Raw genomic sequence first — 13,949 nt, forward strand, 5'->3', positions numbered from 1 at the left:
CAGGACAGCATCACACCAGCCGCCCACGAGGCGGTTTTTTTATGCCTGGAGGAAAGCATGGGCGCAGAAGTACAGATCGATATCCACGGCGAGAAGGGCGGCAGCAGTAAGCCGAAGTCGCCAGTCGAAGCCAGCGATAGCCTGCGCTCGACCAACCTGGCCAAGCTGCTGATCGCTGTTGGTGAGGGTGAGTTCGACAACGTCCCGACCGATTACGACATCTACTTGGACAACACGCCGATCCGCGATGCCAGCGGTAACTACAACTTTCCGAATGTGAAGTGGGACTGGCGCCCGGGCTCGGTGGATCAGACGTACATCCCGGGCATTCCGTCTGTTGAAAACGAGACGTCGCTGAACATCGAGCTGCGCAGCGATTCGCCGTGGGTGCGCTCTATCACCAACACCCAGCTTTCCGCCGTGCGCATGCGTTTGGCCTGGCCGGCGCTGCAACGCTCGGACGACCAGGGCAACGTCGGCGGCTACCGGATCGAGTACGCAATCGACGTCGCCACCGACGGCGGCGCCTATCAGCAGGTGCTGGTGGACGCAGTCGACGGCAAGACCACCACGCGCTATGAGCGCTCGCGCCGCATCGATCTACCGGACGCCACTACTGGCTGGCAGATCCGTGTGCGCCGGCTCACGCCTAACCAGAACACCAATAAGATCGCCGACACCATGCTGGTGGCCGGTTACACAGAGGTCATCGACGCCAAGCTGCGCTACCCGAATACCGCGCTGCTCTACATCGAGTTCGACGCCGAGCAGTTCACCAACATCCCGGCCGTCACCGTGAAGTGCAAGGCACGCCGCTGGATGGTGCCGAGCAATTACGACCCCATCGCCCGCACCTACGCCGGGACGTGGGATGGCTCGATGAAGTCGGCCTGGACCAATAACCCGGCGTGGATCACCTACGGCATTTGCACCGAAGAGCGCTTTGGCCTGGGCAAGCGCATCAAGCCGTTCATGGTCGACAAGTGGGAGCTGTACCGCATCGCCCAATACTGCGACCAGCTGGTGCCGAACGGCCTGGGCGGTCAGGAACCGCGCTTCCTCTGCGACATGAACCTGCAGGGCAAGGCTGATGCGTGGTCGCTGCTGCGCGATATCTCGGCTATCTACCGGGGCATGACGTACTGGGCGCAGGGCCAGTTGGTGATGCAGGCGGACATGCCGCGCGCGCAGGACTTCGACTACGTCTTCACCCGCGCCAACGTCATCGACGGCAAGTTCTCCTATGGCAGCGCCTCGGCGAAAACCCGTTACACCCGGGCGCTGGTCAGCTACGACAACCCGGCGAACAACTACGACACCGACGTCATTCCGTTCGCTGATCTGGATCTGCAACGCCGTTACGGCGACCGGCCGACCGAGCTGAGCGCCATTGGCTGCACCCGCGCCTCCGAGGCTCAGCGCCGTGGCAAGTGGGCGATCCTCAGCAACAACCAAGACCGCACCGTCTCGTTCAAGACCGGTATGGAAGGTGTGATTCCGCTGCCGGGGCACATCATCCCGGTGGCGGACTCGCTGCTGGCTGGTCGTGAGGTGGGCGGCCGGATATCGGCGGTTGCGGGGCGGGTGATCACGCTTGATCGCGATACCCAGGCCAAGGCCGGCGATCGGCTGATCATCAACCTGCCGGGCGGACGCGCCGAAGGTCGGACCGTGCAAAGCGTCAATGGCCGCGCCGTGACGGTGACCACCAATTACAGTCAGCAGCCGATCGCGCAATTGCAGTGGGCGCTCGACGCCGACGACCTGGCTATCCCGCTGTACCGGGTATTGCGCACCAAGCGCACCACCGAGGGCGACTTCGAGATCAGCGCGTTGCAGTTCGAGCCGAGCAAGTTCGCCTATATCGACACTGGTGCACGCCTGGAAGAACGTCCGATCAGCGTGATTCCGATCACCGTTGTGCCAGCGCCGGCGAGCGTGACCCTGAGTTCGACTTCGTCGGTCGTGCAGGGGCTGGCCGTGGCTACCATGACGATCAGCTGGCCGGCTGTGCCGGGCGCAGTCGGCTATGACGTTGAATGGCGCAAGGACAGTGGCAACTGGATCAAGCTGCAGCGCACCGGCATGACCAGCGCCGACGTGGTCGGTATTTATGCTGGCGCCTACGTGGCCCGCGTCCGCGCGGTGAGTGCGTTCGACATTACTTCTATCTGGCGCAACTCGATTCTGACCAACCTCAGCGGGAAGCAGGGACTGCCGCCGGCGCTGGCGTTCCTTACTGCGACGCCGCTGCTATTCGGCATTTACCTCAAATGGGGTTTCCCTGCTGGTGCTGAGGACAGCCAGCGCACGGAGATCTGGTACGGCCCGACGACCTCACTGGAAGCGGCAACCAAGCTGACAGACCTGGCCTATCCGCAGAGCGATTTCTCAATGCTCGGCCTGCGCGCGGGTGCGACCTTCTATTTCTGGGGGCGCATCGTCGACAAGATCGGCAACATCGGGCCGTGGTATCCGATCGGGCTTGGCGTGCAGGGGCAATCCAGTTCGGATGCCGCTGCCATTCTGGAAATGATCGCCGGACAAATCACGGAAACGGAGCTCGGGCAGGACCTGCTTGATGAGATCGAGAAGATCCCCGGCCTACAGGCGCAGATCGATGCGCTCGACGGACTGAAAGGCTATGACCCTGAAGCCACCTATGAGGAGTACGACCTGGTGGTGCAGGGCAAGCGGATCTATCAAGCCACCGGCCCGGTGCCTATCAAAACCCCACCGCCGAATTCGCTCTACTGGCTCGACGTAGGTCAGACGGTGGAAACGGCCAATGGGCTTGCCCAGCAAGTGGCGACCAATACAGCCGAGATCACTGAGCTTGACGGCGTGGTCACGGCGCAGTCGACTGCGTTCGACGCTCTGCGCGCATCGTTCCGCGATGATGACGGCAAGGGAGATATGGACGACGCCCTGAAGGGATGGAGCAGCACCGCGGCGATCGCAAACGAAGATCGCGTCAGGGCTTCCGAAAATCTCGCCACTGCGCAAAAGCTCACGACGCTTGATGCGGCCGTGGCGGAAAGCGCGGCGAACGTGACGGACCTTCGACAAGTTGTTGCCACCGATAAGGAAGCGACTGCGCAGGCGATCACTCAGGTCAATGTGAAAGTTGGCGAGAACTCTGCCGCCATTCAGGAAACCGCAACCGCCTTTGCGAACACCGACGGCAAGTTGTCGACGATGTGGTCTGTGAAGATGCAAGTTACGGCGAACGGTCAGTACGTTGCGGCCGGTATCGGGCTCGGCATCGAAAACACCGGTGCCGGTTTGCAGAGCCAGTTTCTGGTGAGCGCGGACCGGTTCGCCATCGTCAACACCATCGCCGGCGGCGCCATCTCGGTTCCGTTTGCGGTACAGGGCGGCCAGGTGTTCATGAACTCTGCGTTCATCCAGGACGGAACGATCACCAACGCGAAGATTGGCAGCTATATCAGTTCAATCAATTACATCGCTGGCCAGCAGGGATGGATTCTCAATAAAGACGGAACACTGGAGATCAACGGCATCGTGCCAGGGCAGGGGCGGCTGGTGATCAATTCACTGAATGTCTCCGTCTACGACTCCAACAACGTGCTGCGGGTCCGCCTGGGCTATCTGGGGTAATCAATGGCGTTATTCGGACTGCGTGTCTTTGATGAGAGCGGTCAGCTCGCCATGGACACCAACAGCTTTACTTATCAAGTGATATGGCAGGGCGTGATCGATTTCAGCGGTCCCACGCCCAGCTACACGATTAGCATTCCTGGATTCAATCCGGCTAATTGCGTGTTCATGATCATCCCGACGAGAGCACAGGACGTGCAACCATCCGAGAACGACTCGTCGGGAAATATACGTGCTTATCCCTATGTGACGACGTCAGTTGGTCAGGTGGTCGTTCTGCCGAAAAACCCGTCGTCTAGCGCTTCGACTCTACAGTCGCGGGTGGTTTCCAAAGCCTACGCGATAAGGTTTTCGACATGAGTTTTGGATTTCAGAGCATCAACGACAACGCATTCGTGCAGATCGATTCGGAGGCGCCCAGGCTGTGCATGCTAACGAAGGGATCTTATTCCGGCGTGGCTTCGGCTACCGCTACGTTTGCGCGTGTAGTCACCAGTCAAGACCCGCCGCTGGTTTTCATTCGTCCTGATCAGACGGGATTGATCCAGGTGCCGTATTCTGTGTGGTTCACCGGCGGTCCTGGTAATTGGACGGGGTTCGCGATGAACGCCTCCAAAGTCAATGAGTCGCTGAGCGGTCAGTATTTTGTGGCTGCTTGGGCGTCGATGGGCACGTCGACTTACGGTCTTCGCTTGTGGGATCAGAACGGCGTGCTTTGCTACGACAGCGGCGCTCCGGCGGTTGTGGTGACATTCGCTGCCGGCAACTGGGCATATCTCGGCGCCGAGCAATTGAGCGTCGGACAGCGCTATATCTGGGGCATCAACAAGGCGCTCGGGGCTGGCGAGTTCGTTTCAATCAACCCATTCACGATGACCTGTCACAACAACTCGTCCGGTGGCAGCTGTGCGCTCGGCGTTGATTACGCCAATGGCCGAATCCTGATGTACAGCCTTGCATCCAACGCGTGGACTGATCAGGGGCACCGTCCTTTTCTTTGCGCCAAATTGCTGGCCTGACCCTCAAACCCACTGGAGATATTCGATGCCCTGGTATAAAGCCGGGACGGTTTCTGTCGTGCAAAATTCCAATACCGTGAACGGCACGGGCACATCATTCGTTACCAACTCCCGTGTCGGCGATGCTTTCCGCGGCCCAGATGGTGGTTGGTACGAGGTGACGAACATCGCGAGCAACACCACGCTTTCGATCTCGCCAAACTATATCGGTGCGACGAACGCGGCAGGTGGTTATGCCATTGCGCCCATGCAGGGTTATCCCAAAGATTCGGCCGATGCTCTTCGAGCGCTGACCAACCAGTTTGGGGGCGTGCTGGCGGTGTTGGGAAATGACCCCACGCAGGCTGGCGTGCGCGCCGCGCTGAACATCTCCAACTCGGACGGTATCCCCGAAGGCATCACCAACAAGTACCTCACGAACCCGCGGGTGCTGGCTTCGGTCCTTACCGGGCTGGATGCCGGCGCGTCTGGTGCAGTGGTCGCAACGGACAGCATCATTGCGGCATTCAGCAAGCTGCAGGTTGCCGTAAACAAAACCATCACTCCAGCCCAAGGCGGCGTATCCGACGGTTACATCGATGGCTTGATTCCGACCTGGAACAGCAGCAGTTCAATTACGTTTTCGCCTGGAGCCGCGTTCATTCCGAGCACCGGCAAAAACCTGAGGCTTTCCGCGCCCATCACGATTTCAGGTATCGGTGGGTTGAACCCTGACGTTTTCTACTTCGCGTATCTCTACGAAAACGCGGGTGTTGCGGCCATCGAGCTTTCGCCAACAGTCTACAGCGCGCCGTATTTCGGAAGAGCACGAACGAAAGCGGGTGATTCTTCGCGCCGATTTATTTGTGCACTGAGAACCGGTGCAGGCGGGACCCTTTACGGTTTCCAGCTTTCGGCCACCAACATGATTTTCTATACGACCAACACCAGCATCACACCGTTCCGGCGCCTGTCAGGGGGAACTGCCACGGCTTACACAGCGGTAGGACTAGGGCCAGTCGTTCCGCAGGGTTGCCAATCGGTTGTGCTCCGGGTGAGCGCCGCCGGCCAGGTCGTATTTATTTCCGTCCCAGCTGCAGGCTCTTCTCCAATGATGATCGCCGACGCGGGTGCGCGGGTTCAGTTTGATTTCGTGATGGATGGAAACATGGCTATCACATACGCGGTCGCCGCTGCTGGTGGTTCGGCGACCATCGATGTTTGTGGTTACGGGATGGAGCGATGAGCATGCCTTACGCGATCACGCAAAACTCATGGCGAGGCGTTGAGCCCGGATGGCCGATTGATCCCGGCGAAACGCTGGTTGACGAGATACCCGCATGGTTAATCGAGAAAGTTGCACTTGAGGACCAGAATCGGGATTCCATGGCGGCTTTGCGGTTGCTGATCGAGCAGGCCAACACCGTAATCAGCCCTTTGCAGGCCGGGGTAGACCTGGACGAGATCACCGAAGAAGACCGGGCGCTCTGGAAGGCTTGGAAACGATACCTGATCGCGCTGAGCAAAACGCCAGAGCGCGAGGGCTGGCCCTATGCCCCTGATTGGCCAGCGCGCCCTCAATCCTGATAGCCCGCCACTGAGCGGGCTTCTTTTTGCCTGGAGAAAAGCATGACCGCAACTGAAAAAGATCGTGACATCCTCGCCCGAACGTTATGGGGCGAGGCTCGGGGGGAAGGTACCGCCGGGCAGATCGCTGTGGCATGGACGATCCGCAACCGCGTATTTGATGGAAAGGAAAAGTCGTGGTGGGGCGAAGGCTACGCTGGCGTCTGTCAAAAACCGTGGCAGTTCAGCTGTTGGAACAAGACCGATCCGAACTATCAATTCTTGATCGGCGTGAAGCAGATCCCGTTCCGCGAGCTGGCGCAGTGCCGTGTCGCGGCCGACCAGGTGATCGATGGCAAGGTGCCTGATCCTACCGGCGGCGCCACCCACTACTACGCCACCAGCATCAAGGCGCCGGCCTGGGCGGCGAAGGCCAAGCAGACACTGAAACTGGGGCACCACGTCTTCTTCAAGGATGTGCCCTGATGCGTATGTCGCTATCCTGTTGCTGATCCCCATAGGCAGGAGGCGGCATGGAAGGTGTAGAACTGAGCCCGAACATTGAGCGCGCAGCGGACAAGCTTCTGGCTGAGATTGCGCGTGCAGATTCGATGATCATTGCAGCCAAGGCAGGCGCCAGGGCTGAGGGGTTCGTATATGGCCTGGAGTCGGCGCGCGCCTTAACTGAGTCCACCATCGATAAACTCTACGTGCTCTTCGACAACGCGACAGAAAACCGTCTGCGAGCGCTGACGTCGACTTAGAACAGGCCGCGGTCGTCAATCGGCTTGATCAGGTCAGGTCCCTGATTGCGAACGGTGCCCACGGCGCGATCGACCTTGAACCATTCGAAAGCTTCGGACGGTTCTCCCTCATGCAGCACCATCTGCTCAGCGCGCTCTTTTGGCGTGGCCGGGTCGAGCCATTCGCGGGCGAGCTCTGGCGGGAGTACTACCGGTCGCCGATCATGAACATCGACCATGCCGCCGGCGCTGTCGGCGGTGATGATCACGAAGCCGTCGTGCTCGCTGGGTTCGTGCTCCTCGTTGGGGTATTGGCCGATCGCAGCGCAGAGTATTGGGGATTGGTCGCGGTGCCTGATCAGGTAGGGCTGCTTCTTTGGCCCGCCTTCGTCGACCCACTCGAACCAGTTGTTGATCGCAATGATCGCCCGGTGCGGCCAGATCGCGCGGAAGAACGGGCCGTGAGCGACTTTCTCGACGCGGGCATTGATCGGCGCGGCGCGGTCTTTTGCCCAGTGCGGTCGCCATCCCCAGCGGACCATGTCCGCGTGCAGGAACTGGCCCTCCTGGTGGAAGAGGGCAAGCTGAGTGGTTGGCGCGGCGTTGTACCGCTCAAAGGGCTGTTCGCCGGTTGAGTTGATGAGCGCGTTTGGCATGCTCAGTGCCGCCACAAAGTCGTGAATGCCGCTGTACTGGGAAAGTCGTCCGCACATTGCCATGCCCTCGGATGGATCTGATTCAGCGTAGACCCGCCCGCGCTGGCTTCGTCACAAACCTTTTTCGGCGCAACATTCGCAATGAAATCCCCACTCCTCCCGATCTCGGGCTTCTCTGAGCAGGCGCTGGTTCTCATCGAACAGATGATTTCTATTGTGCTCGATGTCGGCGAGCCTTCGCTTTTCGCTCAGTAAATCCCCCTCGGCATATTGAAGCTTTGCCTTCAGAGAGTTCCGCTCCTGAATGAGCGCATCATTGTCTTGGATCAGTCCCTGAATATTTTCCAGTGCCCGCTGCAGCTTGAGAGTGAGCGCTTCGAATTCGTTTTCGTACATCCTGAGCTGGTGTCGGCAGGTTTCGAGCGGGGTCGGGTTACCGAGCCAATCGTCGGTGTCTTCTATGAGGTTGTCCACGGGGATGCCTTGCTGATTACTGTTTGTTTATACAGTAATCGAGGCAATAAGGGCGGGCGAGGGTGAAGCGACGAACTGTAGGATTTTGGATTGGTGTTCAATCGGCAGGACGCCGCAGAATGGAAAAAGCTCGTACCAATTTTTGTACCACTGCATGTGTTTCGCAGCATATCAGTGGGTGTCGCAGGGTAGGCAAACCCCAATAAACATTGGGGCTCACCACCCAGAACCACATAGCAAAACCCAAAAATAATACTAGGAGTATGGCTGAAGATCTGTCGATGGTTGTTTGAACGAGCTGAAAATCTCGTGAAAAGGCCTGTAAAAAGAGGGGTTTCCGGCGAACGGTTACAGTTTTTTCTCAAACAATAAAAAACCCGCACAAGGCGGGTTTTTTCAAAGCTGAAAATGTCACTCAGGCGTGCAGCGTTTCTGCCGCATAAAGCGTGTTTTCCAGCAGGCAGGCACGGGTCATCGGGCCGACGCCGCCCGGCACCGGTGTGATCCAGCCTGCGCGGGGCAGGGCGGTTTCGTAGACAACGTCACCGACCAGTTTGCCGTCGTCCTGACGGTTGATGCCGACGTCGATCACGATCGCGCCTTCCTTGATCCACTCGCCCTTGACCAAGCCCGGCTTGCCGGCGGCCACGACCACCAGATCGGCGCGGCCGACATGGCCGGCCAGGTCCTTGGTGAAGCGGTGAGTCACGGTGACGGTGCAGCCGGCCAGCAACAGTTCCATCGCCATCGGGCGGCCTACGATGTTGGACGCGCCAACGACCACGGCGTCCATCCCGTACAGATCGGCACCGGTGCTTTCCAGCAGGGTCATGATGCCCTTGGGTGTGCACGGACGCAGCAGCGGGATGCGCTGGGCCAGGCGACCGACGTTATACGGGTGGAAACCGTCGACGTCTTTGTCCGGGCGGATGCGTTCCAGCAGTTTCGAGGCGTCGAGGTGCTCGGGCAGTGGCAGCTGCAGCAGGATGCCGTCGATTGCCGGGTCGTCGTTGAGGCGATCGATCAGATCGGTCAGCGCGACTTGCGTGGTTTCGGCGGGCAGGTCGTAGGCTTGAGAGAGGAAGCCAACCTCTTCACAGTCTTTACGCTTGTGCGAGACATAAACCTGAGAGGCAGGATCGCTGCCGACCAGGATCACCGCGAGGCCGGGCGTGCGCAGGCCTTGCTGGCGACGCTCGGCAACTCGTTGGGCGATCTGCTGGCGCAGGCTGGCGGCGATCGATTTGCCGTCGATTAGTTGTGCAGTCATTGCGCGTGATTAACCATCGAGAGGGGAAAAAATGAGAGCGCATTCTCGCATGTCGAGCGGTGAGGGCAAAGGCGCTTGGTCAGTAAATTCCTCTAACTCCTTTAATTAAATGAATTTTTTTCAAAAAGGATTTGACGACCTTCGGAGCCCTCTATACTATTCGTCGCACTTGTCGGGCACAGCCTAGCACTGGTTAAGAAGGTGAAGCGGAATCGAGGTTCTGCGACACTGGAAAGCACTTAGTTTGTAGTCCTTTAAGAGTACAGATTAATAAGGCGCCCGTAGCTCAGCTGGATAGAGCATCCGCCTTCTAAGCGGATGGTCGCAGGTTCGAGTCCTGCCGGGTGCGCCATTAGGCAGCATTGGCACAAGTAGCGCGATATGGTGGGCGTAGCTCAGTTGGTAGAGCACGGGATTGTGACTCCCGTTGTCGTGGGTTCGATCCCCATCGTCCACCCCATATTTCGAAAGGCGCCAGATGTAACAGTCTGGCGCCTTTGCTTTAAAAGCTTCATCCGCGGATGTGGTGGAATTGGTAGACACACTGGATTTAGGTTCCAGCGCCGCGAGGCGTAAGAGTTCGAGTCTCTTCATCCGCACCAATCAAAGCTTCATTCAAGTCTTCGGGCGGGTGAGGTTCAACAAAGAAGTTGTTTGGCTTTTTTGTTACGCAATATGGTGGGCGTAGCTCAGTTGGTAGAGCACGGGATTGTGACTCCCGTTGTCGTGGGTTCGATCCCCATCGTCCACCCCATATTTCGAAAGGCGCCAGATTTAACAGTCTGGCGCCTTTTTTGTTTTAGCGCTTTTGAAATTCGGCATGGCCGGTTTCGAGGTGCAAGGGCAGGGCGCTTCGTCGTAATCATGTTGCTCGATGATGCCGCGCTGCCCGGCGTACTTGCTCGCAAGTGCGGCCGTCAGGAGTGACTGGCAGTCGCTTCTATATATAGAAGCGGTTGCTGCAGAGCCCTGGCGTGATGGTTTGTATTCGTCTGCGGAGCGCGCTGCTTTGAAGTATCGCTCCGAATAAACTGCCTGCTGTTTTTTTACCCGTTTTCCGTAGGGTGACTTCTTGAGTTTGACCCACTAGAATGCATGCCCTTGATTCTGGGGTCGGAAACGGCCGGCTAACGTCTGTGCAACGAGGAATATCCATGCAAGTTTCTGTTGAAAATACTACTGCTCTCGAGCGCCGCATGAGCGTCACCGTGCCGGCTGAGCGCATCGAGACTCAGGTCAACAAGCGTCTGCAGCAGACTGCCCAAAAGGCCAAGATTGCTGGCTTCCGTCCAGGCAAAGTGCCAATGAGCGAAATCAAGCGCCGTTTCGGTGCCGATGCTCGCCAGGAAGCGGTAGGCGACGTCATTCAATCGTCCTTCTACGAAGCTGTGGTTGAGCAGAAGCTGAACCCGGCGGGTTCGCCGTCGATCGAGCCAAAGTCGCTCGAAGCTGGCAAAGACCTGGAATACGTTGCTGTATTCGAAGTGTTCCCTGAGTTCACCGTTGCCGGTTTCGAAGGCATCACCGTTGAGCGCCTGAGCGCCGACGTGTCCGACGCTGATCTGGACAAGATGCTCGACATCCTGCGCAAGCAGAACACCCGTTTTGAAGTGGCCGATCGCGCTGCGCAGAACGAAGACCAACTGAACATCGATTTTGTTGGCAAGGTTGATGGCGAAGTGTTCGCTGGCGGTTCCGCCAAGGGCACTCAGCTGGTACTGGGCTCCGGCCGCATGATTCCAGGCTTCGAAGAAGGCCTGGTCGGCGCCAAGGCCGGTGAGGAACGCGTTCTGAACCTGACCTTCCCAGAGGACTATCAGAACCTCGACCTGGCTGGCAAAACCGCTGAGTTCACCGTTACCGTGAACACTGTGTCCGAGCCTAAGCTGCCTGAGCTGAACGAAGAGTTCTTCGCGCAATTCGGCATCAAGGAAAGCGGCATCGACGGTTTCCGCACCGAAGTTCGCAAGAACATGGAGCGTGAGCTGCGTCAGGCAATCAAGTCCAAAGTAAAAAATCAGGTGATGGACGGTCTGCTGGCCACCAACCCGATCGAAGTACCGAAGGCGCTGCTGTCCAACGAAGTTGATCGTCTGCGCGTGCAGGCTGTTCAACAATTCGGTGGCAACATCAAGCCTGACCAACTGCCGGCCGAGCTGTTTGAAGAGCAAGCCAAGCGCCGCGTCGTGCTGGGTCTGATCGTGGCTGAAGTGGTCAAGCAGTTCGACCTCAAGCCTGACGAAGCCCGCGTTCGCGAGATGATTCAGGAAATGGCTTCGGCTTACCAGGAGCCTGAGCAGGTCGTGTCGTGGTACTACAAAAACGAGCAGCAACTGAACGAAGTGCGTTCGGTTGTGCTGGAAGAACAAGTTGTGGATACTGTTCTGCAGAAAGCTAGCGTGACCGACAAATCGGTCTCTTACGAAGAAGCGGTCAAACCGGTAGAAGCTCCAGCAGCCGACTGATTGTTTTTGCGTTAGAAGTACACACATAAGCCAGCCTTCGAGCTGGCTTATGCGTATTCAAGACATAACTATTTGGGAGTGACTGCAGAGCATGTTCCGTAATTCGTATATTCAGCAGAACTCTGATATCCAGGCCGCCGGCGGCCTGGTCCCGATGGTTGTCGAGCAATCTGCTCGTGGCGAACGCGCCTATGACATCTATTCGCGCCTGCTCAAGGAGCGAGTGATCTTTCTGGTGGGTCCTGTAGAGGACTACATGGCCAACCTGATCTGTGCGCAACTGCTGTTCCTTGAAGCGGAAAACCCGGACAAGGACATCCATCTCTATATCAACTCCCCGGGCGGTTCGGTGACTGCAGGCATGTCGATCTACGACACCATGCAGTTCATCAAACCCAACGTATCGACCACTTGCATCGGTCAGGCATGCAGCATGGGCGCGTTCCTGCTTACCGCAGGTGCCCCGGGCAAGCGTTTCTGCCTGCCGAACTCGCGCGTGATGATTCACCAGCCACTGGGCGGTTTCCAGGGTCAGGCGTCGGACATCGAAATCCACGCCAAGGAAATCCTCTTCATTCGCGAGCGTCTGAACACGCTGATGGCCAAGCACAGCGGCCGTACTCTGGAAGAAATCGAGCGCGACACCAATCGCGACAATTTCATGAGTGCAGAAGCGGCGAAGGAATATGGCCTGATCGACGAAGTGATCAACCAGCGCCCAGCTTAAAATAAGCGACGCATAGAGGCCTGGTCGGCAAGTCCGATCAGCGGCGGGCTTGAAAAAGCCCGCAATAGCCTTCATCTTGTGTTGCAAGCCTATCGGATTTGGATCGAACGAATGACTGACACCCGCAACGGCGAGGACAACGGCAAGCTGCTCTATTGCTCCTTCTGTGGCAAAAGCCAGCATGAAGTGCGCAAATTGATTGCCGGCCCCTCGGTCTTTATCTGCGACGAGTGCGTCGACCTGTGCAATGACATCATCCGCGAGGAGGTGCAGGAAGCCCAGGCCGAAAGCAGCGCGCATAAATTGCCTTCGCCTAAAGAAATCAGCGGCATCCTTGACCAGTACGTCATTGGTCAGGAGCGTGCGAAAAAGGTTCTGGCCGTAGCGGTGTACAACCACTACAAGCGCCTGAACCAGCGTGACAAGAAGGCTGACGACGTCGAACTCGGCAAGAGCAACATCCTGCTGATCGGCCCGACAGGCTCCGGTAAAACCCTGCTGGCCGAGACTCTGGCCCGCTTGCTGAACGTTCCGTTCACCATCGCTGACGCAACCACCCTCACCGAGGCCGGTTATGTGGGCGAAGACGTCGAGAACATCATTCAGAAGCTGCTGCAGAAGTGCGATTACGACGTCGAGAAGGCCCAGATGGGCATTGTCTACATCGATGAAATCGACAAGATTTCGCGCAAGTCCGACAACCCGTCGATCACCCGCGATGTATCCGGTGAAGGCGTGCAGCAGGCCTTGCTCAAGTTGATCGAAGGCACGGTCGCTTCGGTACCGCCGCAAGGTGGCCGCAAGCATCCGCAGCAGGAATTCCTGCAGGTCGACACCCGCAACATCCTGTTCATCTGCGGTGGTGCGTTCTCCGGTCTGGAAAAGGTTATTCAAAACCGTTCCACCAAGGGCGGCATCGGCTTCAACGCAGAAGTGCGCAGCAAGGAAGAGGGCAAGAAAGTCGGTGAATCCCTGCGTGAAGTCGAGCCTGACGATCTGGTCAAGTTCGGTCTGATCCCGGAATTCGTCGGTCGTCTGCCCGTCCTCGCGACGCTGGACGAGCTGGATGAGGCTGCGTTGATGCAGATCCTCACCGAGCCGAAAAATGCTCTGACCAAACAGTATGCCAAGCTGTTCGAGATGGAAGGCGTCGATCTGGAATTCCGTTCCGACGCACTGAAATCGGTCGCCAAGCGTGCCCTGGAACGTAAAACCGGTGCCCGTGGCCTGCGCTCGATTCTCGAAGGTGTACTGCTCGACACGATGTATGAAATCCCATCGCAGTCCGAGGTGAGCAAAGTCGTGATCGATGAAAGCGTGATCGAAGGCAAATCCAAGCCACTGTATATCTACGAGAACAGTGAGCCGACTGCCAAGGCAGCGCCGGACGCGTAAGCGTCCACCCTGTCGCAGTAAAGAAGGGGCCCTC

General features: G+C 58.1%; 13 protein-coding genes and 4 tRNA genes. 14 read left to right on the forward strand and 3 right to left on the reverse strand.

What is annotated here, in order from left to right:
- Positions 1–57: 57 nt before the first annotated feature.
- The 7 genes from BLU24_RS11910 to BLU24_RS11940 are packed head-to-tail and all read left to right on the forward strand — an operon-like array spanning position 58 to position 6,949.
- Positions 58–3,621 (forward strand): host specificity protein J, encoded by a 3,564-nt coding sequence (locus BLU24_RS11910; RefSeq protein WP_093100425.1) that lies wholly within the window; start codon positions 58–60, stop codon positions 3,619–3,621.
- Positions 3,622–3,624: 3 nt separating this feature from the next.
- Positions 3,625–3,981, forward strand: coding sequence for a hypothetical protein (locus BLU24_RS11915; RefSeq protein WP_093100427.1), 357 nt, complete (start codon positions 3,625–3,627; stop codon positions 3,979–3,981).
- Entirely contained in the window at positions 3,978–4,640 is a 663-nt protein-coding gene (locus BLU24_RS11920) for a hypothetical protein (RefSeq protein WP_093100429.1), read from the forward strand. The genes BLU24_RS11915 and BLU24_RS11920 overlap by 4 nt, the downstream gene beginning before the upstream one ends.
- Before the next feature lie 25 nt (positions 4,641–4,665).
- Positions 4,666–5,865, forward strand: coding sequence for a hypothetical protein (locus BLU24_RS28010; RefSeq protein ID WP_231990205.1), 1,200 nt, complete (start codon positions 4,666–4,668; stop codon positions 5,863–5,865).
- 2 nt (positions 5,866–5,867) lie between these two features.
- Positions 5,868–6,206 (forward strand): tail fiber assembly protein, encoded by a 339-nt coding sequence (locus BLU24_RS11930; RefSeq protein ID WP_157720838.1) that lies wholly within the window; start codon positions 5,868–5,870, stop codon positions 6,204–6,206.
- Positions 6,207–6,248: 42 nt separating this feature from the next.
- On the forward strand, positions 6,249–6,671 hold the full coding sequence (locus BLU24_RS11935) for a cell wall hydrolase (RefSeq protein WP_093100434.1): 423 nt from the start codon (positions 6,249–6,251) through the stop codon (positions 6,669–6,671).
- Between the two features lie 47 nt (positions 6,672–6,718).
- Positions 6,719–6,949, forward strand: coding sequence for a hypothetical protein (locus BLU24_RS11940; protein ID WP_093100437.1), 231 nt, complete (start codon positions 6,719–6,721; stop codon positions 6,947–6,949).
- Here BLU24_RS11940 and BLU24_RS11945 read toward each other — a convergent pair.
- The 3 genes from BLU24_RS11945 to folD all read right to left on the reverse strand — a co-directional run bounded on the left by BLU24_RS11945 (position 6,946) and on the right by folD (position 9,328).
- Positions 6,946–7,641, reverse strand: a complete 696-nt coding sequence (locus tag BLU24_RS11945) for an SOS response-associated peptidase family protein (protein WP_093100440.1) — start codon at positions 7,639–7,641, stop codon at positions 6,946–6,948. The two genes, BLU24_RS11940 and BLU24_RS11945, sit on opposite strands and share 4 nt — an antisense overlap.
- A gap of 54 nt (positions 7,642–7,695) precedes the next feature.
- A complete protein-coding gene (locus BLU24_RS11950; protein WP_093100442.1) occupies positions 7,696–8,058 on the reverse strand; it encodes a hypothetical protein in 363 nt (120 codons plus the stop codon).
- A 415-nt stretch (positions 8,059–8,473) separates the two neighbouring features.
- The gene (gene folD, locus BLU24_RS11955; protein ID WP_090284495.1) at positions 8,474–9,328 is read right to left on the reverse strand and encodes a bifunctional methylenetetrahydrofolate dehydrogenase/methenyltetrahydrofolate cyclohydrolase FolD; all 855 of its coding nucleotides are present in this window, start codon (positions 9,326–9,328) and stop codon (positions 8,474–8,476) included.
- Between the two features lie 275 nt (positions 9,329–9,603).
- Here folD and BLU24_RS11960 point away from each other — a divergent pair.
- The 7 genes from BLU24_RS11960 (at position 9,604) to clpX (ending at position 13,915) form a co-directional block, all read left to right on the forward strand.
- Positions 9,604–9,680: transfer RNA gene (locus tag BLU24_RS11960), tRNA-Arg, on the forward strand.
- 32 nt (positions 9,681–9,712) lie between these two features.
- Positions 9,713–9,788: transfer RNA gene (locus BLU24_RS11965), tRNA-His, on the forward strand.
- Positions 9,789–9,845: 57 nt separating this feature from the next.
- Positions 9,846–9,930, forward strand: a tRNA-Leu gene (locus tag BLU24_RS11970).
- A 76-nt stretch (positions 9,931–10,006) separates the two neighbouring features.
- Positions 10,007–10,082 (forward strand) — tRNA-His (locus BLU24_RS11975).
- Between the two features lie 400 nt (positions 10,083–10,482).
- On the forward strand, positions 10,483–11,793 hold the full coding sequence (tig, locus tag BLU24_RS11980; RefSeq protein ID WP_093100444.1) for a trigger factor: 1,311 nt from the start codon (positions 10,483–10,485) through the stop codon (positions 11,791–11,793).
- A 91-nt stretch (positions 11,794–11,884) separates the two neighbouring features.
- Positions 11,885–12,520, forward strand: coding sequence for an ATP-dependent Clp endopeptidase proteolytic subunit ClpP (gene clpP / locus BLU24_RS11985; protein ID WP_007951559.1), 636 nt, complete (start codon positions 11,885–11,887; stop codon positions 12,518–12,520).
- Positions 12,521–12,631: 111 nt separating this feature from the next.
- A complete protein-coding gene (clpX, locus tag BLU24_RS11990) occupies positions 12,632–13,915 on the forward strand; it encodes an ATP-dependent Clp protease ATP-binding subunit ClpX (protein ID WP_016775335.1) in 1,284 nt (427 codons plus the stop codon).
- Positions 13,916–13,949: the final 34 nt, after the last annotated feature.

Origin of the sequence: Pseudomonas sp. Z003-0.4C(8344-21), from assembly GCF_900104975.1 — a bacterium.
GTDB lineage: Bacteria > Pseudomonadota > Gammaproteobacteria > Pseudomonadales > Pseudomonadaceae > Aquipseudomonas > Aquipseudomonas granadensis.